The following is a 21,781-nucleotide window of genomic DNA, read 5'->3' on the forward strand; positions in this document are numbered from 1 at the left end:
CATGTTTCACCGTTTATGGACGTTAATACGCAAAGAGCTGCAATCCCTACTGCGCGAGCCGCAGACCCGCGCCATTCTGGTGCTGCCGGTGCTGCTTCAGGTTGTACTGTTTCCGTTTGCCGCCACGCTGGAGGTCACCAACGCCACCATCGCCATTTACAACGAAGACAATGGCAAGCATTCCGTCGAGCTGACGCAGCGTTTCGCCCGCGCCAAAGCCTTTACCCATGTCCTGCTGCTGCAAAGCCCGCAGGCGATCCAGCCCACCATCGACACGCAGAAAGCATTATTGCTGGTGCGCTTCCCGGCGGATTTCTCCCGCAATCTGGATACCTTCCAGACCGCGCCGATGCAGCTGATCCTCGACGGGCGTAACTCCAACAGCGCCCAGATTGCGGCGAACTATTTGCAGCAGGTAGTGAAGGACTACCAGCAGGAGCTGATGGCGGGCAAACCCAAACCCAACAACAGCGAACTGGTGGTGCGCAACTGGTATAACCCGAATCTGGACTACAAGTGGTTTGTGGTGCCGTCGCTGATCGCCATGATCACTACCATCGGAGTGATGATTGTGACCTCTCTCTCCGTCGCCCGCGAGCGCGAACAGGGCACGCTGGATCAGCTGCTGGTCTCGCCGCTCGCCACCTGGCAGATATTTGTCGGCAAGGCGGTGCCGGCACTGATTGTCGCGACGTTCCAGGCCACCATCGTGCTGGGGGTGGGAATATGGGCGTACCAGATCCCGTTTGCCGGATCGCTGGCGCTGTTTTACTTCACGATGGTGATTTACGGCCTGTCGCTGGTGGGGTTTGGGCTGCTGATTTCCGCGCTATGCTCAACGCAGCAGCAGGCGTTTATTGGGGTGTTTGTCTTTATGATGCCGGCGATTTTGCTTTCTGGGTACGTTTCGCCAGTGGAGAACATGCCGGTGTGGTTACAGGATTTGACGTGGATAAACCCGATTCGTCACTTCACGGATATCACCAAGCAAATCTATCTGAAGGATGCGAGTCTGGATATTGTGTGGGGAAGTTTGTGGCCGCTACTGGTCATCGCGGCCACTACGGGCTCAGTGGCCTATGCGATGTTTAGACGAAACATCGCGTAGCTTTTTCTCTTTGGTGAGCAACGACACCACCGCGGGTCCTGCGAGGATAGCCAGACCCGCCAGGGCCAGCAGCAGGTTGTTTTGCAGCACGCGTGACAACAGCCACAGGACGATCATTGCCGCACCAAAATACCAGGTGGTGGTGAGCTCTTCGAGCACATCTCCCACTTCGCGCCAGCGCGCGTCGTGATGACGCTGTAAAAACAGCATCGACAGCACGGTCACGCCGTAAACCACGCATAACCCTAAGCCAACACGCACCAGCGTGCCGCTCATCCAGCCCATCACCAGTACGGCCACGACCAGTAAATGCAACATTATCTGCCAGCAACTCAAACCGGTTGCGACACGAACGCGTTGTTGCCACTTCATGGCTTCTCTCCTGAAGGATTTTTCTCTGCTAATTCAGACTACCGCACTTTACGGAAAATTCCGTAACGCCGCATCTTTTTGTGACGCCTACTACACTTTATTTTCATCGGGATAGTCACCCAGGAAGGTGTTTATGAGCAAAAAAACGCAGCATTTCTCGCTTAAGGTGCTGACGATAAACATTCATAAGGGCTTCACAGCATTTAACCGCCGCTTCATTTTACCGGAGCTGCGCGACGCGGTGCGCACCGTCAGCGCCGATATTGTCTGCCTCCAGGAGGTCATGGGCGCGCATGAAGTGCACCCGATGCATTTCGAAAACTGGCCCGACACGCCCCACTACGAGTTTCTGGCGGATACCATGTGGAGCGATTACGCCTACGGGCGCAATGCGGTCTACCCGGAGGGGCATCACGGTAACGCGGTGCTGTCGCGTTTTCCTATCGAGCATTATGAGAACCGGGACGTCTCCATTGGCGAGAGTGAAAAACGCGGGCTGTTATACTGTCGTATCACCCCCCCAGAGCTCGATTTTCCCATTCATGTAGGCTGTGTTCATCTTGGCCTGCGTGAAGCCCACCGTCAGGCCCAGCTACAGATGCTGGCAGACTGGACAAATGCGCTGCCGGAGGGCGAGCCCGTGGTGGTGGCCGGTGATTTCAACGACTGGCGACAGCGTGCCAACCATCCGCTGAAGGTGAATGCGGGGCTGGAGGAGATTTTTACCCGCGCACGCGGTCGTCCCGCGCGAACGTTTCCGGTGCGCTTCCCCGTGCTGCGCCTTGACCGTATCTACGTAAAAAATGCCCACGCCAGCAGCCCGACGGCGCTGGCTTTACTCAACTGGCGACATCTCTCCGACCATGCCCCACTCAGCGCGGAGATCCACTTATGAAATGCACATGGCAGGAAGGTAACCGTATTACGCTGCTGGAAAATGGCGATAACTATTATCCGGCGGTTTTTGAGGCGATTAGCCACGCACAGCAGAAAGTCTTTCTGGAAACGTTTATCTGGTTTGAAGACGACGTGGGCAGGCAGTTGCACAGCGCACTGCTGCATGCCGCTCGTCGCGGTATAAAAATCGAGGTCCTGCTCGACGGATATGGTTCGCCGGATCTCAGCGACGAATTTGTTAACGAGCTCACCGCCGCAGGGGTGGTATTCCGCTATTACGATCCCGGCCCGCGTCTGTTCGGGATGCGCACCAACCTGTTCCGCCGTATGCACCGCAAAATTGTGGTGGTGGATGAAACGGTGGCCTTCGTTGGCGGCATTAACTACTCCGCCGAGCATATGTCGGATTACGGTCCCGAAGCGAAACAGGACTACGCGATCCGTATCGAAGGGCCGGTAGTGCAGGACATCCAGCTGTTCGTGCTGGAAAACTTACCCGGCAAGGAGGCCGTCCGCCGCTGGTGGCGACGCCGTCACCGCCCGGAGGAGAACCGCAAGCCTGGCGAGGCGCAGGCCCTGTTCGTCTGGCGTGATAACGAGGAGCATCGGGACGATATCGAGCGTCATTACCTGAAGATGCTGGCGAACGCGAAGCGCGAGGTGATTATCGCCAACGCCTATTTCTTCCCCGGTTACCGGATTTTGCATGCCATGCGCAACGCGGCCCGACGCGGTGTGAGCGTGAAGCTTATCGTGCAGGGGGAGCCCGATATGCCGATTGTGAAGGTGGGCGCGCGTCTGCTCTATCGCTATCTGGTCAAAAGCGGCGTGCAGATCTATGAATATCGCCGCCGCCCGCTGCACGGCAAAGTCGCCGTGATGGATGACCACTGGGCGACCGTCGGCTCCAGCAACCTTGATCCGCTGAGCTTATCGCTTAATCTGGAAGCGAACCTCATCATCCACGATCGCCAGTTTAATCACACCCTGCGCGATAACCTTCAGGGTCTTATTAATAAAGACTGCGTGCGTGTGGATGAGTCCATGGTGCCGAAACGCAGCTGGTGGAACGTGGGCATCGGCGTGGTGGTGTTCCACTTCCTGCGCCACTTCCCGGCCATGGTGGGCTGGCTGCCCGCGCATACGCCGAAACTGGCGCTGGTGGATCCGCCTGTGCAACCCGAAATGGAAACCCAGGACCGCGTAGAGGCGGAAGATGGAGGGAAAACCTGATGTCGAAATCTCATCCTCGCTGGCGGCTGGCGAAAAAAATCCTGACCTGGCTGTTCTTTATTGCCGTCGCGGTCCTGCTGGTGGTGTATGCCCAGAAGGTGGACTGGGAAGAGGTGTGGAAAGTTATTCGCAACTACAACCGGACAGTCCTGCTGGGTGCCGTTGGGCTGGTGATTGTGAGCTTCCTGATGTACGGCTGCTATGACCTGCTGGGACGCGCCTACTGCGGGCATAAGCTTGCCAAACGGCAGGTTATGCTGGTGTCATTCATCTGCTACGCCTTTAACCTGACGCTGAGCACCTGGGTGGGCGGGATTGGTATGCGCTATCGCCTGTACTCCCGCCTTGGCTTACCGGGCGGCACCATTACGCGTATTTTCTCCTTAAGCATCACCACCAACTGGCTGGGGTATATTCTGCTGGGCGGGGTGATTTTCACCATCGGCGTGGTGCAGCTGCCTGCGCACTGGTACATCGATGAGGCCACTCTGCGCATTCTGGGCATCGTACTGCTGCTGATCATCGCGGCCTACCTGTGGGCCTGCGCCTTTGCCAAACGTCGTCACATGACCATTAAAGGCCAGAAGCTGGTGCTGCCGTCATGGAAGTTTGCCGTCCTGCAAATGGTGGTTTCCAGCGCCAACTGGATGGCGATGGGGGCCATTATCTGGCTGTTAATTGGCGAAGATGTGAATTACTTCTTCGTGCTGGGCGTGTTGCTGGTAAGCAGTATTGCCGGGGTGATTGTGCATATTCCGGCGGGTATTGGCGTACTGGAAGCGGTGTTTATCGCGCTGCTTGCGGGGGAGCATGTGTCTCACGGGACGATTATCGCCGCCCTGCTCGCGTACCGCATGATCTACTACTTCCTGCCGCTGGCGCTGGCAACGGTCTGTTATCTGGTGCTGGAGAGTCGGGCGAAGAAGCTGCGCGCGAAGAACGAGAAGGCGATGGCAAAATAAAAGCAAAACGGCAACTTCGTTGCCGTTTTTAGGGTTTGTTCCCTCTCCCTGTGGGAGAGGGTCAGGGTGAGGGCATCAGACAGCGCCACCCTCACTAACGACGGTTGCCGAAGATACGCAGCAGCATCAGGAACAGGTTGATGAAGTCCAGATAAAGCGTCAACGCGCCCAGAATCGAGTATTTGCGCAGGTTTGAACTGTCACGAACATCAATTTGTTCACCGATGTTTTTCAGCTTCTGGGTGTCGTAGGCGGTTAAGCCCACGAAGATCACCACCCCGATATAGGTCACCGCCCACATCAGCGCGTCACTTTTCAGCCACAGGTTCACCAGCGACGCCAGCACAATCCCAATCAGCCCCATAAACAGCATGTTGCCGAAGCCGCTCAGGTCACGTTTGGTGGTGTAACCGTACAGGCTCATCACACCGAACATCCCGCCGGTCACCACAAAGGTGCTGGCGATGGAGGAGTAGGTGTAAACGATGAAAATACTGGAAAGCGTCAGCCCGGTCAGCGCCGAATAGAGCATAAACAGCGTGGTCGCCATACCCGAGCTGAGCTTGTGCACCAGCCCGGAGAGCACAAATACCAGCGCCAGTTGCGCAATAATCAGCCCAAAGAAGGTGATTTTGCTGGAGAAGATAAACATCATCAGTTCAGGCGTGTTTGCCGCATACCACGCGATAAACGCGGTAAGCAGCAGGCCAACCGTCATCCAGCCATATACCTGAGCCATGTAGGTTTGCAGCCCGCTACGGGTCTGCTGAACTATCGAATCGGAACGCGGAAATCGGTCCATGATTCACTCCTGATTAAGTAAACACACATGTTAAGACTAACACATCCACGTAAACCTGTTACCAACGGCTGGCGGCATGCTTATCGCTGTCGCGTGATTCCACCCAGCGCTCACCTTCCGGCGTCGCTTCACGTTTCCAGAACGGCGCTTTGGTTTTAAGATAATCCATGATGAACTCCCCCGCCGCAAACGCACTCCCGCGATGGGCGCTGGTGACGCCGACAAACACAATCTCTTCGCCGGGCCACATTTCGCCGATGCGATGGATAACCGTAACGCGTCCCAGCGGCCAGCGGCCTCGCGCCTCTTCGACAATGGCCGCCAGTGATTTTTCGGTCATCCCCGGATAGTGCTCCAGCGTCAGCGCTTTTACGCTGTCGCCGAGGTTGTGGTTACGCACTTTTCCGGTAAACGTCACGACCGCGCCGTCTTCATCGCGCTCTGCCAGCCAGCTGTATTCGGTACCGACGCTAAAGCGCTCAGGGCCGACCAGAATTCGGGTTTCCGTCATCTTAACCCCCTGTTACCGGCGGGAAGAAGGCCACTTCGTCCCCATCGGCCAGCGGGTGGGTCAACTCCACCAGCGTCTGATTCACGGCGGCCAGCAGTTTGCCTTCATCCAGCGCCAGCGCCCAACGGTCGCCTTGCGCCGCCAGATGCGCGCGCAGGGCGGCGACGTTTTCGAAAGAGCCGTCCAGCGTCAGGCTGTCGGTATTGACCAGCTCACGGACCTGGGCAAAAAAAAGCACCTTAATCATGGCTTTCTACCTTAAAATCGCCGGATTTGCCGCCGCTTTTTGCCAACAGACGCACCGGGCCAATCACCATATCTTTCTGCACCGCTTTACACATGTCGTAGATGGTCAGCGCCGCCACGGAGGCCGCCGTCAACGCCTCCATCTCCACGCCGGTTTTCCCGGTTAAGCGGCACAAGGACTCGATACGCACGCGATTATGCGCCGGCTGCGCCTGCAAATTTACCTCCACTTTGCTGAGCATCAGCGGATGGCAGAGCGGAATGAGGTCCCAGGTACGTTTAGCGGCCTGAATACCAGCGATACGGGCGGTGGCAAACACATCACCCTTGTGATGGCTGCCGTCGATAATCATCGCCAGCGTCTCCGGCAGCATGGTGATGAACGCTTCAGCACGCGCCTCGCGCACCGTTTCGGCTTTGGCGGAGACATCCACCATATGCGCTTCGCCAGCGGCGTTTATGTGGGTCAGTTGTGACATAGCTTATTTCTTTAAATGGGGATGGAAGTTACACGGACGGGTACGGGCATCCAGCTGCGGGGCAATAATGTTTTCCCACGCGGTGCGGCAGGCTTTGGTCGACCCCGGCATGGCGAAGATCAGCGTCTTGTTCGCCACCCCCGCGACAGCACGGGACTGAAGCGTAGAGGTACCAATCTCTTCAAACGAGAGCATGCGGAACACTTCGCCGAAGCCTTCCACTTCGCGATCGAACAGCGGGAGCAGCGCTTCCGGCGCCTGGTCGCCTGCGGTAAAGCCGGTGCCGCCAGTGATCAGCACCACCTGGACGTCATCGTTCGCAATCCACTGTGAGACCTGAGCGCGAATGGCGTAACGGTTTTCTTTGACGATCGCTTTATCAACAATCTGGTGTCCGGCTTCGTGTGCCGCCTCGCGCAGCCAGTGGCCGGAGGTATCATCCTCTTCACCACGACGTTCGGAAACGGTAAGAATAGCAATGCGTGTCGGGATAAATTCCGCGCTTACTTGACTCATCTTCTGGTTCCTTCTAAAGCCTGATTACCCGCCGATATAGGACAGGTTCTGAGTAATGCCGGTGTTGCCCTGATGCAGGAAATGGGTCTGCTTTTTGTGCGTCAGCGCCTCGGAAATGCGTGCTTCAAGCGCGTCCTGTTGAGCGTCATCTTCCAGCAAATCGCGCAGATCGACGCCGCCATCCCCGAACAGGCAAAGATGGAGCTTGCCAACGGAGGAGACACGCAGGCGGTTGCAGCTGGCACAGAAGTCTTTTTCATAGGGCATGATCAGGCCGATTTCGCCTTCATAATCCGGATGACAAAAAACCTGCGCCGGGCCATCGCTGCGCTGGCGGATCTGATGGATCCAGCCGCGTTTCAGCAGCTCGTCGCGCAACACCATGCCGGAAATATGGTGACGGCGGAACAGCTCGCTGCCCTCGCCCGTTTCCATCAGCTCGATAAAACGCAGTTGAATGGGACGGGATTTAATCCACGCCAGGAAGGTGTCCAACTGATGGTGGTTTACGTCGCGCATCAGCACCGTGTTGACTTTGACTTTTTCGAACCCGGCGGTAAACGCCGCATCGATGCCGTCCATCACCTGGCGGAACTTGTCCTGACCGGTAATGGCGTGAAACTGCCGGGCATCAAGGCTGTCCACGCTGACGTTGATCGCCGTCAGCCCCGCATCGCGCCAGTACGCCACGTCACGCGCCATGCGGTAACCGTTGGTGGTCACCGCGATCTGGCGGATACGTTCGTTTTCACGCACGGCGGCAATAATGTCAGGGAAATCACGACGCAGGGAGGGCTCTCCCCCGGTAAGACGCACTTTTTCCGTGCCGAGTTCCGAGAACGCACGCGTAACGCGGCGTACTTCATCCACGGAGAGAAAGCCATTATTGGTGACGCTGCCCGGCTTGTAGCCATCGGGCAGGCAGTAGGTGCAACGGAAGTTGCACACATCGGTAATCGACAGACGCAAGTAGTAAAACTTACGCGCGAAAGCATCAGTAAGTTGTGAAGCCATGTACACCTTTCCAGATCGGGAGGCACAGTCATTTCTTTCTGTACCCTGGTGGCAAATCCGCCACGGCCAGGGCGCCATATCTCTCGACACAGGCGCCAGGGCTAGAGTGTATGTTTTCAGTTTTGAAAACGTGGTTATGGCGATAGTAGCGTGGAAATCGCCACTTCGCCATTGTCGCTTTTCGCTATATAAATTTATACATAACGATGTTATCGTGCATTTTCACTACAGAATACGCAAAAACAGCGCTTTCGCATTGATATACGTCATTATGGATTGTGAGAGGCATCGTCTTTTAGGAGTAGTTGCGTTACTGTGACGCAAGCTTAACAGGATAAGGAATAGGTATGCGCAATCGCACTTTTGCGGATCTGGACCGCGTGGTCGCTCTTGGCGGAGGTCACGGGCTGGGACGGGTTATGTCGTCGTTATCGTCACTGGGCTCACGCCTGACGGGCATCGTGACAACAACGGACAACGGCGGCTCAACCGGGCGGATCCGACGTGCTGAAGGCGGGATAGCCTGGGGCGACATGCGCAACTGCCTCAACCAGCTCATCACTGAGCCAAGCGTGGCCTCGGCGATGTTTGAGTACCGTTTTGGCGGGAATGGCGAACTTTCAGGCCATAACCTTGGAAATCTGATGTTAAAGGCGCTGGATCACCTGAGCGTGCGCCCTCTGGAAGCGATCAATTTAATTCGTAACCTGCTAAAAGTGGATGCGTTCCTGATCCCAATGTCCGAACAGCCGGTAGATTTGATGGCGATCGATGCTGACGATCACGAAGTGTATGGTGAAGTGAATATCGACCAGCTTCTTCTGCCGCCAAAAGAGCTGATGACCTACCCCAGCGTACCCGCAACGCGTGAAGCGGTAGAAGCGATTGGCGAGGCCGATCTGATCCTGATTGGGCCGGGAAGTTTTTACACCAGCCTGATGCCGATCCTGCTGGTGAAAGAGCTGGCGCAGGCGCTGCGCAGAACGCCTGCGCCCATGGTCTATATCGGTAATTTAGGCCGCGAACTCAGCCCGGCGGCGGCAAGCCTGTCGCTGGCGGATAAGCTGGACCTGATGGAACAGTACGTTGGTAAGAAAATTATCGATGGTGTCGTGGTCGGACCGAAAGTGGATGTATCAGGGATTGGCGATCGCGTGGTGGTACAGGAGCCGCTGGAAGCCAGCGATATTAAATATCGCCACGACCGCCATCTGCTACGCGAGGCGCTGGAGAAGGCGATTCAGGCATTAGGTTAGGTTCGTTTTGTGCGGCCTGATGCCCTCACCCCGGCCCTCTCCCACAGGGAGAGGGAGAAAACGCCACCGGGCAAAAAATTCACGATGCCGCAATAAACAGATCCCGCAGCTGATGCAGCTGATCGCGGATTTGCGCAGCCTCTTCGAACTCCAGGTTCTGCGCATGCTGCATCATCTGCCCTTCCAGCTCGTGGATCTTCTGCTGCAACGCTTTCGGCGTCAGCGCGACGGTATCCTCTTCCACCACTGAACGGGCCTTGCCGCGGCCTTTCGCTTTGGTCTTCGCAATGTTCTGACCCAGCGCCAGGATATCCACCACCTTCTTGTTCAGCCCCTGCGGCGTGATGCCGTGCTCTTCGTTATAGCGCTGCTGCTTCTCGCGACGACGTTCCGTTTCGCCAATCGCTTTGGCCATCGACGGGGTGATTTTATCCCCGTACAGGATCGCCTTCCCGTTGACGTTACGCGCGGCGCGGCCAATAGTCTGGATCAGCGAGCGCTCGGAACGCAGGAAGCCCTCTTTGTCCGCGTCCAGAATCGCCACCAGCGACACCTCCGGCATATCCAGACCTTCTCGCAGAAGGTTAATTCCTACCAGCACGTCGAACTCGCCCAGACGCAGATCGCGGATGATCTCCATACGCTCCACGGTATCGATATCCGAGTGCAGATACCGCACCTTCTCGCCGTGTTCTTCCAGATACTCCGTCAAATCTTCCGCCATACGTTTGGTGAGCGTGGTAACCAGCACGCGCTCGTTGATGGCGGAACGGGCACGTATTTCCGAGAGCAGATCGTCCACCTGCGTCGCCACCGGACGCACCTCGATAATCGGATCCAGCAGCCCGGTCGGACGCACCACCTGGTCCACCACGTCATCACCGGATTTTTCCAGCTCGTAGTTGCCCGGCGTCGCCGATACGTAGATGGTCTGCGGAGCAAGCGCCTCAAATTCTTCAAACTTCATCGGACGGTTGTCCAGCGCTGACGGCAGTCGGAACCCGTACTCCACCAGCGTCTCTTTACGCGCGCGGTCACCGCGGTACATCCCGCCGATCTGGGGGATCGTAACGTGGGATTCGTCGATCACCAGCAGGCCGTCCGCCGGAAGGTAGTCAAACAGCGTCGGCGGCGCTTCGCCCGGCCCGCGCCCGGAGAGGTAGCGCGAGTAGTTTTCGATGCCAGAGCAGTAGCCCAGCTCGTTCATCATCTCCAGATCGAACTGGGTACGCTGGCTCAGGCGTTGCTCTTCCAGCAGCTTATTGTTCGCCAGCAGCACCTTGCGGCGGTCCGCCAGCTCAATTTTGATCTCTTCCATCGCCTGCACGATACGCTCGCGTGGCGTCACGTAGTGCGTTTTCGGGTAGATGGTGAAGCGCTGGATCACCGACTCGACGTGACCGGTCAACGGATCGAACAGCGACAGGCGTTCAACCTCTTCGTCGAACAGCTCCACGCGCAGCGCCATGTCGTCCGATTCCGCCGGGAAGATATCAATCACCTCGCCACGCACGCGGAAGGTCCCGCGCTGGAACGCCTGATCGTTACGGGTGTACTGCAACTCCGCCAGACGGCGCAAAATCGCCCGCTGATCGATGATCATCCCCTGCGTCAGGTGCAGCATCATCTTGAGATAGAGATCCGGATCGCCCAGGCCGTAGATCGCCGACACCGAGGCCACCACCACCACATCACGACGCTCCAGCAGCGCCTTGGTCGCCGACAAACGCATCTGCTCGATATGTTCGTTCACCGAGGCATCTTTCTCGATGAACGTGTCGGAGCTGGGAACGTAGGCTTCCGGCTGGTAGTAGTCGTAGTAGGAGACGAAATACTCCACCGCGTTTTCCGGGAAGAACTCTTTCATCTCACCATACAGCTGCGCCGCCAGCGTTTTGTTCGGCGCGAGGACCATCGTCGGACGCTGGAGATCGGCAATGACGTTGGCAATGGTGAAGGTTTTGCCCGAACCAGTAACCCCCAGCAGGGTCTGGTGCGCCAGCCCGTCCTCCAGCCCCTCTTCCAGGCGACGAATAGCCTCGGGCTGATCCCCGGAAGGACGGAAAGCAGAATTCAGTTTAAACGGTTTACTCATGGGCGACGACCTGATGACAGAATAAGCGGCAGGTGAGTAATTTTACTCGTTGTGGCCAGGATTGCCAGTAAAAAACACTGGATGAAAAACCAGTAGCGTGTCAGGATATTTAGCGTAGCGCAGAGAGGATTAGTGCGTTCGCGAGCCAAATTTCGACTGTGACAAAATAAAACACCAGCCTCAGGGGGTTATCCCCAGAACTATTACTTTTTTAACATTTGTCAAGGGCGGTTATGAAAGTTTTATGGCAACAGGTGTCGCTGGCGTTGAGGGAATTGCTTTTATCTAATTCGTTAAAAAATAAAGACTAATTTATTAAGCCGCGTTTCCCATCAATTTGGTCGTAACCCGCGTATTCTCTCGCTTATCGCGTGTTTTCTAACTCTAATGCACAAGGTTATCCACAGGAATAGTGGATAACTGCCTCCAGCCCGTACAGCATGCACTTCAGCAAATTCCCGGTTTTTCCCACGAAGCGGCAGTAAAAAATTTTTATCACTCTTTTTTGCCTGGAAAACGTTCATTTTTTCATAAGCAACTGGCGAGATCTTAATCACAATTCTGTCATTTCTCCTGCACCACGATTCGACATACGCGGCACCGGGAATGTGCATTTCGTATAAACGTACTGCTTTTGATAGTGAGTTATTCCTAAAAATGGCCTTTTTTAATCATTATGAAGTTCCTGGCAGGCGTTTTGCAGACATCACTCTGTGCATCACCCCCACACATTTTTTAGGAGAGAAAGATGTTGAGTCTGCGTGCTGTAAATCAGTTTTACGGAAGCCAACATACGCTATGGAACGTGAATATCGATTTCCCGCAAGGCATCTGTACGGGCATTGTTGGCCTGCCTGGCATGGGTAAATCCACGCTCATGAACTGCATTACCGGAAAGGTGCCCGTTGAGAGCGGCACCATCATCTGGCATGAGGCTGGCGCGCCGCCGCGTAATTTGCTCAGCCCTGCGTCAGCATTCACGGCGCCGCCGACGATAGGCTACGTCCCGCAGGATCGGCGGATATTTTCCCAGCTGACCGTCGATGAAAATCTGCATATCGCTATGCGGGCGACAGGGAAACCTGACCCGACATCAAAAAGTGACGTGTATGCCCTGTTTCCGGAGCTCTATCCGCTGCGACAGAGCCGTGCCTCTTCGCTGTCCCCTGACGACCAGTATCAGCTGGCCCTCGCCAGTGCGCTGGTTAATCGCCCGCGCGTGTTGATTCTGGATGAGCCCATGCATGGCGCAGGGCACGGTTTCGCGCGCAGGCTGGGGCAGCTGCTGGTGCGGCTGAATCGGGAGCTGGGAATGACGGTGCTGTTAGCTGAGCAACAGCTGTCGTTTATCCGCCGGGTAGCGGATCGTTTCTGCATGCTCTATCGCGGGCGTAACGTGGCACAGGGCCACGTTAACGAGCTGGATGACGACCTTATTGCGCACTGGATGGCGCGGGACATAAGGCGCTAAGGTCAAGATAGCGTCCGGTTTCCGCCTGCTCTGCGCCGTCGGCAAGCCACGGGATCTCGCCGAGAAACGGCGCAGGCAGCCCCCGCTTCAGCGTCGCCAGATACTCAGCATGACGTTTACCCGGCGCAACCACGTCATTGGCAATCCACCCTGCCAGACGCAACCCGGCCTGCTGCACGGCCTGAGCGGTCAGCATGGCGTGATTGATACAGCCAAGCTTCACGCCGACCACCAGAATGACAGGAAGCTGCTCGGCCTGCACCCAGTCAGCAAATGTCTGCTCGTCGGACAGCGGGGTAAACCAGCCGCCAGCCCCCTCCACCAGCACCCAGTCGGCCTGCGTTTCCAGGTCGCGTAACCCGGAAGAGAGCACCGAAAAATCAATCGGACGATCTTCATCGGCGCTGACGATGTGCGGCGAGGTGGGTTCAGCAAAGGTATAGGGGTTCACCGCAGAATAGGCCAGCGCAAGGCTGCTATTACGCTGTAGCGCCAGCGCATCGGTATTGCGTAAGCCTTCCGGCGTCATCTCGCTGCCGGAGGCTACGGGCTTATACCCGGCAGTTGTTTTCCCCAGCAGACGCGCCGCCTGCAACAGCGCGGCGCTGGCAACCGTTTTACCGACTTCAGTGTCCGTGCCGGTAACAAAATAACGTTCAGTCACGTTCAATAATCCCATGAAAAAGATGATAAGAGAGCGGGAACCGGCCCCGCTCCTGCGGCCAGGCCAGCTCGAGACGCTGGAGTTGTCCGCGGGTAAGGGGTTTCTTCTCCCGTCCGGCGTGCAGGTGCGTCGCGCCTATGCCCTTAAGCGATCGCATGGCGCTTAACGCATCGCTAAATTCGAGGGTGACGGTCTGGACCACGCTGCGATAGCGCCAGCCTGCCAGCGCCTGAGTGACCTGTTCGTGCGAGAGAAACCGGTTGGCATGAGGCTGTGCATCCACTGCCCTCCACGCCTGATTCAGCTCCGGCAACGAACTTTCCAGCAGGGTGGTAAAGGCCACCGCTCCGCCGGGCCGCGCCACGCGGTATAACTCGCGTAGGGCCTGCGGCAGGCTGGCGCACCACTGCACCGCCAGATGGCTCCAGACGAGGTCAAACAGCGCATCCTCCAGCGGGATGGCCTCGATATCGGCCACCAGATAACGGTCTGCTGACAGCTGCTGGCGGGCTTCATCCAGCATCTGCGCGGATAAATCCAGCGCCGTGACGTGGCTACCTGTTGCGCGCCAGTAACGGCTATTGCCGCCTGGCCCGCAGCCTGCGTCGAGCACCTGCGCAAAACGCCCGTCACCGAGCGCGGCCAGCAGCCCGCGGGCGCTCAGGCGTTGCAGCTCATCGTGCTGTGAATAGCTTTGCGCTGCCCGGCCAAACGCGGCGGCAACGGCCTGTTTATTGACGAGAGACATACAGTGCCTCCAGAAGCGTATCGATATCCTGCGGCTCATGCTCTGCCGTGAGCGTCAGACGCAAGCGCGCGGTGCCTGGTGGCACGGTGGGTGGGCGGATCGCCGTGACCCACTGCCCGCGTTCTCGTAGCGCCTGTGCCACCATCAGCGCCCGATGGTTTTCACCCACAATTACGGGCTGAATGGCGCTGTGCGAGTCGGTAAGCCGGTAAGACAGCTCGCTTATCCCCCGGCGAAAACGCTGAATATGGTCGGCCAGGCGCGCCCGGCGTTCAGCGCCGTCTTCGCCGCGGATCACCGCAAGCGACGCAGAGAGCGCCACGGCCTGCGCCGGGGGCATGCTGGTGCTGTAGATCAGGTGACGGGCGAACTGCACCAGGTAATCGGCCACCGGCTCGCTGCACAACACCGCGGCGCCGCTGACGCCGAAGCCTTTGCCGAAGGTGACCACCAGCAGTTCCGGCCTGACGCGTTGCTGGTGCGCGCTTCCGCGCCCCTCCTCGCCGGTGACGCCAATGCCGTGGGCATCGTCGACCAGCAGCCAGGCGTTCTGCTGTTTTGCGACGTCATGCAAGGTGGCAAGGGGCGCGCTGTCGCCGTCCATGCTGAATACCCCTTCCGTCACCGCCAGCTGAAGCCCAGAACAGGGTTTACCCAGCAGAACGTTCAGCTGAGAGGCATTGTTATGGGCAAAACGCCGCAGCTGCGCCGGGCTGAGACTGGCCGCTTCAAGCAGAGACGCGTGGCTCAGGCGGTCCGCGACGATGCGGTCATCTTTGCCCATCAGGGCGGCAATCACCGCCTGATTCGCGGCAAAACCGGAGATAAACAGCAGCGCCCGCGGGTAGCCCAGCCAGTCGGCCAGCTCTTCCTCCAGCGCCTGATGCGCCGTGGTGTAGCCGCTGACGTGCCCGGAGCCGCCGCTGCCCACGCCGTAACGATCCGCGCCCTGCTGCCAGGCGCGAACGATCTGCGGGTGCTGGCTCAGTCCCAGATAATCGTTGCTGGAGAAATTACAGAACCGCTCTCCTTCCCGGGTGAGAAAACGGCCTGCACCGTTTTCCACTACCCTGCGCACCCGAAACGCATCCGCCGCCCGCCGCTCGTCGAGCGCGGTCCTGATACGTGCCTGCCAGGTCATACGGCTGCCGCGTTGTAGAACTGGTCGGTGTCGGCGTTAAAAATCTGCTGCTCCAGCTGCTGCTGTTGCTCGTTATCCCCCACCTGTACCCCGGTCTGGTGTGGGTTCAGCCCCAGCTTGCGGAACAGCTGGACATCTTTGTCCTCTTCCGGGTTTGGCGTGGTCAGCAGTTTGCAGCCGTAGAAGATGGAGTTGGCCCCGGCCATGAAGCACATCGCCTGGGTCTGCTCGCTCATCTGCTCACGACCGGCAGAGAGGCGAACGTAAGAGGTCGGCATCATGATGCGCGCCACCGCGATGGTGCGGATGAAATCGAAGGCATCCACGTCCTCGTTATCCGCCAGCGGCGTGCCTTTTACCTTCACCAGCATGTTGATGGGCACGCTTTCCGGCGGGGTCGGCAGGTTTGCCAGCTGTAACAGCAGGCCGGCACGATCTTTTACCGTCTCGCCCAGTCCCACGATCCCGCCGGAACAGACCTTGATCCCCGCATCACGCACTTTATCCAGCGTGTCCAGACGCTCCTGATAGGTACGCGTGGTGATGATGTTGCCGTAGAACTCCGGCGAGGTATCAAGGTTGTGGTTGTAGTAATCCAGCCCCGCCGCCGAGAGACGCTGCGCCTGCTCTTCGTTCAGCGTACCCAGGGTCATGCAGGCTTCAAGCCCCATCTCCTTCACCCCCTTCACCATCTGCTCCAGATAGGGCATGTCGCGGTCATGCGGATTTTTCCACGCCGCGCCCATGCAGAAGCGGGTCGAGCCAGCGTTTTTGGCCTTGCGCGCGGAGTCGAGCACTTGCTCGACTTCCATCAGGCGCTCGGATTCGAGACCGGTTTTATAGCGCGCGCTTTGCGGGCAATATTTGCAGTCTTCCGGGCAAGCCCCGGTTTTGATCGACAGCAGCGTGCTGACCTGAACATGACGCGGATCGAAGTGCTGGCGGTGCACCTGTTGCGCCTCAAACATCAGCTCCAGGAAAGGTTTATTGAATAATTCAGTGACTTGCGACATCGTCCAGCGTGCGTGGTGAGCCATCGGGCTTCTCCAAAGGGTTTTGTTAATTGTCGGTTCGGTTTATACTTGTAAACCTAAAACTTTTCAAAATGGTTTACAAGTCGATTATGACCCAGGACGATCTCGCCTTCGACAAGCAGCATATCTGGCACCCTTACACCTCCACGACCCGCCCCCTTCCCGTCTATCCGGTAGCCTCTGCCCACGGCTGCGAGCTGCATCTCGCCAGCGGCGAGCGGCTTGTTGACGGGATGTCCTCCTGGTGGGCGGCGATCCATGGCTACAACCACCCGCGTCTGAACGCGGCGATGAAAGCGCAGATTGACCAGATGTCACACGTGATGTTTGGCGGGATCACACATCAGCCCGCGGTGGATTTATGCCGTCGCCTGGTAGCGATGACGCCTGAATCGCTGGAGTGTGTTTTCCTGGCCGACTCCGGCTCGGTGGCCGTGGAAGTGGCGATGAAAATGGCGTTGCAGTACTGGCATGCGAAGGGCGAAACGCGCCAGCGGTTCCTCACCTTCCGCAACGGCTATCACGGCGACACCTTCGGGGCAATGTCGGTATGTGATCCGGACAACTCCATGCACAGCCTGTGGAAAGGCTATCTGCCGGAAAACCTGTTTGCGCCAGCCCCGCAGAGCCGCTTCGACGGCGAATGGGACGAGATGGATATGGTGGGCTTCGCGCGGCTGATGGCGGCCCATCGCCACGAGATTGCCGCCGTTATTCTCGAACCGATTGTGCAGGGCGCGGGCGGAATGCGGATCTATCACCCCGAGTGGCTGAAGCGCATTCGGAAGATGTGCGACCGCGAAGGAATTTTGCTGATTGCCGATGAGATCGCCACCGGCTTTGGCCGTACCGGGAAGCTGTTTGCCTGCGAGCATGCGGGGATCGCGCCGGATATTCTGTGCCTGGGGAAAGCGCTCACCGGCGGCACCATGACGCTCTCCGCCACGCTTACCACGCGCCAGGTTGCCGACACCATCAGCGACGGTGACGCGGGCTGCTTTATGCACGGCCCGACGTTTATGGGCAACCCGCTGGCCTGCGCCGTGGCAAGCGAAAGCCTCGCCATTCTGGAGAGCGGCGCGTGGCAGACGCAGGTGGCGGCGATTGAGGCGCAGCTGAAGCAGCAGTTAAGCGCGGCGGCGGAGGCGGAATACGTCGCGGACGTCCGCGTACTGGGCGCCATCGGGGTAATCGAGACAACGCATCCGGTGAACATGGCCGCGTTGCAGCGCTTCTTCGTTGACCAGGGCGTGTGGGTGCGACCTTTCGGTAAGCTGATTTACCTCATGCCGCCGTACAGCATTTCTGCGGATCAGCTCCGCAAGCTGACCGGGGCAGTGGTTGAAGCCGTTAACACTTCAGCGCATTTCGCGATTTAACCCCATGCGTTACACTTTCTGAATGAGTGAGTAACGAGGAAAATCGGATGAAAATCATCAGTAAAGATTTGCGCGACGGCGAAAAGCTGCCGGAACGTCACGTGTTTAACGGGATGGGTTATCAGGGGGATAATATCTCTCCCCATCTGGCGTGGGACGATGTGCCAGCGGGAACCAAAAGTTTTGTTGTGACCTGCTACGATCCGGATGCGCCAACCGGGTCGGGCTGGTGGCACTGGATCGTGGCAAACCTGCCCGCCGACACGCGCGTATTACCGCAGGGCTCCGGTTCCGATCTGGTTGCTCTGCCTGACGGTGCGATTCAGACGCGCACTGACTTTGGCAAAGCGGGCTACGGCGGCGCGGCGCCGCCAAAAGGGGAAACGCACCGCTATATCTTCACCGTGCACGCGCTGGATGTGGACAAGATTGAGGTCGACGAAGGGGCGAGCGGCGCGATGGTAGGCTTTAACGTGCATTTCCATTCGCTGGGTAGCGCGTCGATTACGGCGATGTATTCGTAATCGTGCGGGCTGATGCCCTCACCCCGGCCCTCTCCCACAGGGAGAGGGTTAGGGTGAGGGTAAAAATCACAGCACGGAAGGCAATAACCCCACCAGCCGCCCTTCTTCCAGAAGCTGCATCGCCTTATCAATATCCGGCGCAAAGAAGCGGTCGTCATCGTAGTGCGTAACGTGCTCGCGCAGCGTATGACGCGCCTGCTCCAGCAGCGGGCTGGATGTTAGCCCTTCGCGCAAATCAATACCCTGACACGCCGCCAGCCACTCCACCGCCAGCACGCCGCGGGTGTTAGAGGCCATCTCCCACAGACGACGCCCGGCAGCCGGGGCCATCGACACGTGATCTTCCTGGTTGGCTGAGGTTGGCAGGCTGTCCACGCTGTGCGGGTGCGACAGCGCCTTGTTCTCGCTTGCCAGTGCCGCGGCGGTGACCTGGGCGATCATAAAGCCCGAGTTCACGCCGCCGTTACGCACCAGGAATGGTGGCAGCTGGGACATGTGCTTATCCATCATCAGCGCGATTCGACGCTCAGACAGCGCCCCGATTTCGGCAATCGCCAGCGCGATATTATCTGCCGCCATCGCCACCGGCTCGGCGTGGAAGTTGCCGCCAGAAACCACCTCGTTTTCCTGGGCAAACACCAGCGGGTTATCGGACACCGCATTGGCCTCCACCAGCAGCACTTCTGCCGCCTGGCGCAGCTGAGTCAGGCATGCGCCCATCACCTGCGGCTGGCAGCGCAGGGAATACGGATCCTGCACCTTCTCGCAGTTATGGTGTGATTCGGCAATGTCGCTGGTATCGGTAAGTACGTGGCGGTACATGGCAGCGGCATCAATCTGACCGCGCTGGCCGCGCACCTCGTGGATGCGGGCATCGAACGGACGACGCGAGCCGAGCACCGCCTCAGTGGTCAGTGCACCGCACACCACCGCCGAGGCGAACAGATCTTCCGCTTCAAACAGACCGCGCAGCGCGAAAGCGGTCGACGCCTGCGTGCCGTTGAGCAGCGCCAGCCCCTCTTTTGCCGCGAGGGTGATCGGCGTTAAACCGGCTTTTTTCAGCGCCTCTTTCGCAGGCAGCCACTCCCCTTGCCAGCGCGCCTGGCCTTCACCCAGCAGGAGCAGCGACATATGCGCCAGCGGCGCCAGATCGCCGGAGGCGCCGACGGAGCCCTTCGCCGGGATCCACGGATAAACTTCCGCATTGACCAGCGCCATCAGCGCCTGGATCACGCTCAGACGAATGCCGGAAAACCCACGCGCCAGGCTGTTGATTTTCAACACCATCATCAGGCGGACGATCTCATCGTCCAGCGGCTGGCCAATCCCCGCCGCGTGCGACAGCACCAGCGAACGCTGTAAATTCTCCAGATCGTGCGTGGCGATGCGGGTCTGCGCCAGCAGGCCAAACCCGGTATTGATGCCGTAGGCGGTGCGCCCCTCCGCCACAATCGCCTCCACGCAGGCCACGCTGTCGTTAATGGCACGGTGGGCGCTTTCATCAAGGGAGAGTGTCACCGGCTGACGCCAGATGTGACGCAGCTGTTTGAGCGTCAGCGAGCCGGGAGTAAGTGTTAACGCGTTCATGCAGGCTTTCCTTGTGTGGCGGGGATCATCGGCAGGTTCAGGCCCTGCTCTTTGGCACAATCAATGGCAATCTCGTAACCCGCATCCGCGTGACGCATCACGCCGGTTGCCGGGTCGTTGTGCAGCACGCGAGCGATACGCGCGGCCGCTTCATCAGTTCCGTCACAGACGATGACCATCCCGGAGTGCTGGGAGAAGCCCATCCCGACGCCGCCGCCGTGGTGCAGCGACACCCAGGTCGCGCCGCTGGCGGTGTTCAGCAGGGCATTCAGCAGCGGCCAGTCGGAGACCGCATCCGAGCCGTCGCGCATGGCTTCGGTTTCACGGTTCGGACTGGCGACAGAGCCGGAGTCCAGGTGGTCGCGGCCAATGACGATCGGCGCGGAGACTTCGCCGCTGCGCACCATTTCGTTAAAGGCGAGGCCGAGTTTTTGCCGCCACTCCAGCCCGACCCAGCAGATACGCGCCGGCAGGCCCTGGAAGTTAATGCGCTCGCGCGCCATATCCAGCCAGCGATGCAGGTGTTCGTCATCGGCGACAATCTCTTTCACTCTGGCATCGGTTTTGTAGATATCCTCCGGATCGCCGGACAGGGCAACCCAGCGGAACGGCCCAATGCCGCGGCAGAACAGAGGACGGATATAGGCGGGCACGAAGCCGGGGAAGTCAAAGGCGTTATTCACCCCCATTTCTTTCGCCATCTGGCGGATGTTATTCCCGTAATCAAAGGTCGGAATACCCATCTTACTGAAGGCCAGCATCGCGGAGACGTGTTCCGCCATGGCGCGTTTAGCCGCCAGTACCGTGCCCTCAGGATCGGTTTCCGCTTTTTGCTGGTAGTCTTCCCACGTCCAGCCTTTTGGCAGATAGCCGTGGAGCGGATCGTGAGCGCTGGTCTGGTCGGTGACCAGATCCGGACGCACGCCGCGCGCCACCAGTTCCGGCAGAATATCCGCCGCGTTGCCGCACAGGGCAACCGACACGGCTTTGCCTTCAGCGGTGTACTTTTTGATGCGCGCCAGCGCGTCATCGAGGTTGTCGGCCTGTTCATCGACATAGCGGGTACGCAGACGGAAATCGATGCGGCTCTGCTGGCACTCAATGTTCAGGGAGCACGCGCCCGCCAGCGTCGCGGCCAGCGGCTGCGCGCCGCCCATGCCGCCCAGTCCGGCGGTGAGCACCCAGCGGCCTTTCAGTGAGCCGTTATAGTGCTGACGGCCCGCTTCCACGAAGGTTTCATAGGTGCCCTGCACAATCCCCTGGCTGCCGATGTAGATCCAGCTACCCGCGGTCATCTGGCCGTACATGGCCAGCCCTTTTGCGTCCAGCTCGTTGAAGTGTTCCCACGTCGCCCAGTGCGGCACCAGGTTGGAGTTGGCAATCAGCACGCGGGGCGCATTTTTATGGGTTTTGAATACGCCAACCGGTTTGCCGGATTGCACCAGCAGCGTTTCGTCGTTTTCGAGATTCGTCAAAGACTCGACAATCGCGTCATAGCACGCCCAGTTGCGTGCGGCGCGGCCAATGCCGCCGTAGACCACCAGCTCGTGGGGATTTTCTGCTACCTCAGGATCAAGGTTGTTCATCAACATGCGCAGCGGTGCTTCGGTGAGCCAGCTTTTTGCGGTGAGCGTGGTGCCGCGCGCGGCGCGGACATCCTGCTTGCGGTATTTATCTGACGACATTGTGTGTTCCTCATAAGGGACAGATGATGCATTTAGATATACTTGTATAGACAAGCA

Annotated in this window: 22 protein-coding genes and 1 riboswitch; of the genes, 8 read left to right on the forward strand and 14 right to left on the reverse strand. The window is 58.5% G+C overall.

Annotated features, from left to right (window positions below; genetic code table 11):
* Position 1 precedes the first annotated feature (1 nt).
* A complete protein-coding gene (locus tag ACOTX4_RS04345; protein ID WP_022647506.1) occupies positions 2 to 1,108 on the forward strand; it encodes an ABC transporter permease in 1,107 nt (368 codons plus the stop codon).
* On the opposite strand, the gene ACOTX4_RS04350 is transcribed toward ACOTX4_RS04345, so the two are convergent.
* Positions 1,070 to 1,480, reverse strand: a complete 411-nt coding sequence (locus tag ACOTX4_RS04350; protein ID WP_003858499.1) for a YbhQ family protein — start codon at positions 1,478 to 1,480, stop codon at positions 1,070 to 1,072. The genes ACOTX4_RS04345 and ACOTX4_RS04350 overlap by 39 nt on opposite strands.
* A gap of 133 nt (positions 1,481 to 1,613) precedes the next feature.
* On the opposite strand from ACOTX4_RS04350, the gene ACOTX4_RS04355 reads away from it, so the two are divergent.
* Genes ACOTX4_RS04355 through ACOTX4_RS04365 form a run of 3 tightly spaced genes read left to right on the forward strand, consistent with a single transcriptional unit; the run spans position 1,614 to position 4,572 of the window.
* Positions 1,614 to 2,375: an endonuclease/exonuclease/phosphatase family protein gene (locus tag ACOTX4_RS04355; RefSeq protein WP_045331600.1), complete on the forward strand. Its 762-nt coding sequence runs from the start codon at positions 1,614 to 1,616 to the stop codon at positions 2,373 to 2,375.
* Entirely contained in the window at positions 2,372 to 3,610 is a 1,239-nt protein-coding gene (gene clsB, locus ACOTX4_RS04360; protein WP_003858503.1) for a cardiolipin synthase ClsB, read from the forward strand. The genes ACOTX4_RS04355 and clsB overlap by 4 nt, the downstream gene beginning before the upstream one ends.
* Positions 3,610 to 4,572, forward strand: coding sequence for a lysylphosphatidylglycerol synthase domain-containing protein (locus ACOTX4_RS04365; protein WP_045331603.1), 963 nt, complete (start codon positions 3,610 to 3,612; stop codon positions 4,570 to 4,572). Before clsB ends, ACOTX4_RS04365 begins: the two co-directional genes overlap by 1 nt.
* Positions 4,573 to 4,666: 94 nt before the next feature.
* Here the strand turns inward: ACOTX4_RS04365 and ACOTX4_RS04370 are convergent, their stop codons facing one another.
* From ACOTX4_RS04370 to moaA, 6 genes are all read right to left on the reverse strand, one after another.
* Positions 4,667 to 5,374 (reverse strand): Bax inhibitor-1/YccA family protein, encoded by a 708-nt coding sequence (locus tag ACOTX4_RS04370; protein WP_003858508.1) that lies wholly within the window; start codon positions 5,372 to 5,374, stop codon positions 4,667 to 4,669.
* 58 nt (positions 5,375 to 5,432) lie between these two features.
* The gene (gene moaE, locus ACOTX4_RS04375; protein WP_003858509.1) at positions 5,433 to 5,885 is read right to left on the reverse strand and encodes a molybdopterin synthase catalytic subunit MoaE; all 453 of its coding nucleotides are present in this window, start codon (positions 5,883 to 5,885) and stop codon (positions 5,433 to 5,435) included.
* A 1-nt stretch (position 5,886) separates the two neighbouring features.
* Positions 5,887 to 6,132 (reverse strand): molybdopterin synthase sulfur carrier subunit, encoded by a 246-nt coding sequence (gene moaD, locus ACOTX4_RS04380; protein WP_003858510.1) that lies wholly within the window; start codon positions 6,130 to 6,132, stop codon positions 5,887 to 5,889.
* Complete coding sequence (moaC, locus tag ACOTX4_RS04385; RefSeq protein WP_003858511.1) at positions 6,125 to 6,610, reverse strand: cyclic pyranopterin monophosphate synthase MoaC; 486 nt, start codon at positions 6,608 to 6,610, stop codon at positions 6,125 to 6,127. Before moaC ends, moaD begins: the two co-directional genes overlap by 8 nt.
* Before the next feature lie 3 nt (positions 6,611 to 6,613).
* Positions 6,614 to 7,126, reverse strand: a complete 513-nt coding sequence (moaB, locus tag ACOTX4_RS04390) for a molybdenum cofactor biosynthesis protein B (RefSeq protein ID WP_003858514.1) — start codon at positions 7,124 to 7,126, stop codon at positions 6,614 to 6,616.
* A gap of 24 nt (positions 7,127 to 7,150) precedes the next feature.
* Positions 7,151 to 8,140 carry a GTP 3',8-cyclase MoaA gene (moaA, locus tag ACOTX4_RS04395; RefSeq protein ID WP_003858516.1) on the reverse strand — a complete coding sequence of 330 codons (990 nt, stop codon included), beginning with the start codon at positions 8,138 to 8,140 and terminating at the stop codon, positions 7,151 to 7,153.
* A riboswitch (molybdenum cofactor riboswitch) is annotated at positions 8,128 to 8,261 on the reverse strand. Its footprint overlaps the gene before it by 13 nt.
* A gap of 226 nt (positions 8,262 to 8,487) precedes the next feature.
* On the opposite strand from moaA, the gene yvcK reads away from it, so the two are divergent.
* The gene (gene yvcK, locus ACOTX4_RS04400) at positions 8,488 to 9,396 is read left to right on the forward strand and encodes a uridine diphosphate-N-acetylglucosamine-binding protein YvcK (protein WP_023299636.1); all 909 of its coding nucleotides are present in this window, start codon (positions 8,488 to 8,490) and stop codon (positions 9,394 to 9,396) included.
* Between the two features lie 79 nt (positions 9,397 to 9,475).
* Here the strand turns inward: yvcK and uvrB are convergent, their stop codons facing one another.
* On the reverse strand, positions 9,476 to 11,491 hold the full coding sequence (gene uvrB, locus ACOTX4_RS04405; RefSeq protein WP_003858519.1) for an excinuclease ABC subunit UvrB: 2,016 nt from the start codon (positions 11,489 to 11,491) through the stop codon (positions 9,476 to 9,478).
* 748 nt (positions 11,492 to 12,239) lie between these two features.
* On the opposite strand from uvrB, the gene ACOTX4_RS04410 reads away from it, so the two are divergent.
* Entirely contained in the window at positions 12,240 to 12,962 is a 723-nt protein-coding gene (locus tag ACOTX4_RS04410; protein ID WP_003858522.1) for an ABC transporter ATP-binding protein, read from the forward strand.
* Here the strand turns inward: ACOTX4_RS04410 and bioD are convergent.
* Genes bioD through bioB form a run of 4 tightly spaced genes read right to left on the reverse strand, consistent with a single transcriptional unit; the run spans position 12,925 to position 16,552 of the window.
* On the reverse strand, positions 12,925 to 13,626 hold the full coding sequence (gene bioD, locus ACOTX4_RS04415; protein ID WP_003858523.1) for a dethiobiotin synthase: 702 nt from the start codon (positions 13,624 to 13,626) through the stop codon (positions 12,925 to 12,927). The two genes, ACOTX4_RS04410 and bioD, sit on opposite strands and share 38 nt — an antisense overlap.
* Positions 13,619 to 14,374, reverse strand: a complete 756-nt coding sequence (gene bioC, locus ACOTX4_RS04420; protein ID WP_045331609.1) for a malonyl-ACP O-methyltransferase BioC — start codon at positions 14,372 to 14,374, stop codon at positions 13,619 to 13,621. Before bioC ends, bioD begins: the two co-directional genes overlap by 8 nt.
* The gene (bioF, locus tag ACOTX4_RS04425; protein WP_045331611.1) at positions 14,358 to 15,515 is read right to left on the reverse strand and encodes an 8-amino-7-oxononanoate synthase; all 1,158 of its coding nucleotides are present in this window, start codon (positions 15,513 to 15,515) and stop codon (positions 14,358 to 14,360) included. The genes bioC and bioF overlap by 17 nt, the downstream gene beginning before the upstream one ends.
* The gene (bioB, locus tag ACOTX4_RS04430; protein ID WP_003858529.1) at positions 15,512 to 16,552 is read right to left on the reverse strand and encodes a biotin synthase BioB; all 1,041 of its coding nucleotides are present in this window, start codon (positions 16,550 to 16,552) and stop codon (positions 15,512 to 15,514) included. Before bioB ends, bioF begins: the two co-directional genes overlap by 4 nt.
* 86 nt (positions 16,553 to 16,638) lie before the next feature.
* On the opposite strand from bioB, the gene bioA reads away from it, so the two are divergent.
* Positions 16,639 to 17,928, forward strand: coding sequence for an adenosylmethionine--8-amino-7-oxononanoate transaminase (gene bioA / locus ACOTX4_RS04435; protein ID WP_032628176.1), 1,290 nt, complete (start codon positions 16,639 to 16,641; stop codon positions 17,926 to 17,928).
* Between the two features lie 47 nt (positions 17,929 to 17,975).
* Complete coding sequence (locus tag ACOTX4_RS04440) at positions 17,976 to 18,452, forward strand: kinase inhibitor (protein ID WP_003858531.1); 477 nt, start codon at positions 17,976 to 17,978, stop codon at positions 18,450 to 18,452.
* A gap of 66 nt (positions 18,453 to 18,518) precedes the next feature.
* Here the strand turns inward: ACOTX4_RS04440 and hutH are convergent, their stop codons facing one another.
* Positions 18,519 to 20,039: a histidine ammonia-lyase gene (hutH, locus tag ACOTX4_RS04445; RefSeq protein WP_045331614.1), complete on the reverse strand. Its 1,521-nt coding sequence runs from the start codon at positions 20,037 to 20,039 to the stop codon at positions 18,519 to 18,521.
* The gene (gene hutU / locus ACOTX4_RS04450) at positions 20,036 to 21,724 is read right to left on the reverse strand and encodes a urocanate hydratase (RefSeq protein WP_003858533.1); all 1,689 of its coding nucleotides are present in this window, start codon (positions 21,722 to 21,724) and stop codon (positions 20,036 to 20,038) included. The genes hutH and hutU overlap by 4 nt, the downstream gene beginning before the upstream one ends.
* Positions 21,725 to 21,781: the final 57 nt, after the last annotated feature.

Origin of the sequence: Enterobacter cloacae complex sp. IR5459, assembly GCF_049238005.1 — a bacterium.
Taxonomy (GTDB): domain Bacteria; phylum Pseudomonadota; class Gammaproteobacteria; order Enterobacterales; family Enterobacteriaceae; genus Enterobacter; species Enterobacter hormaechei_C.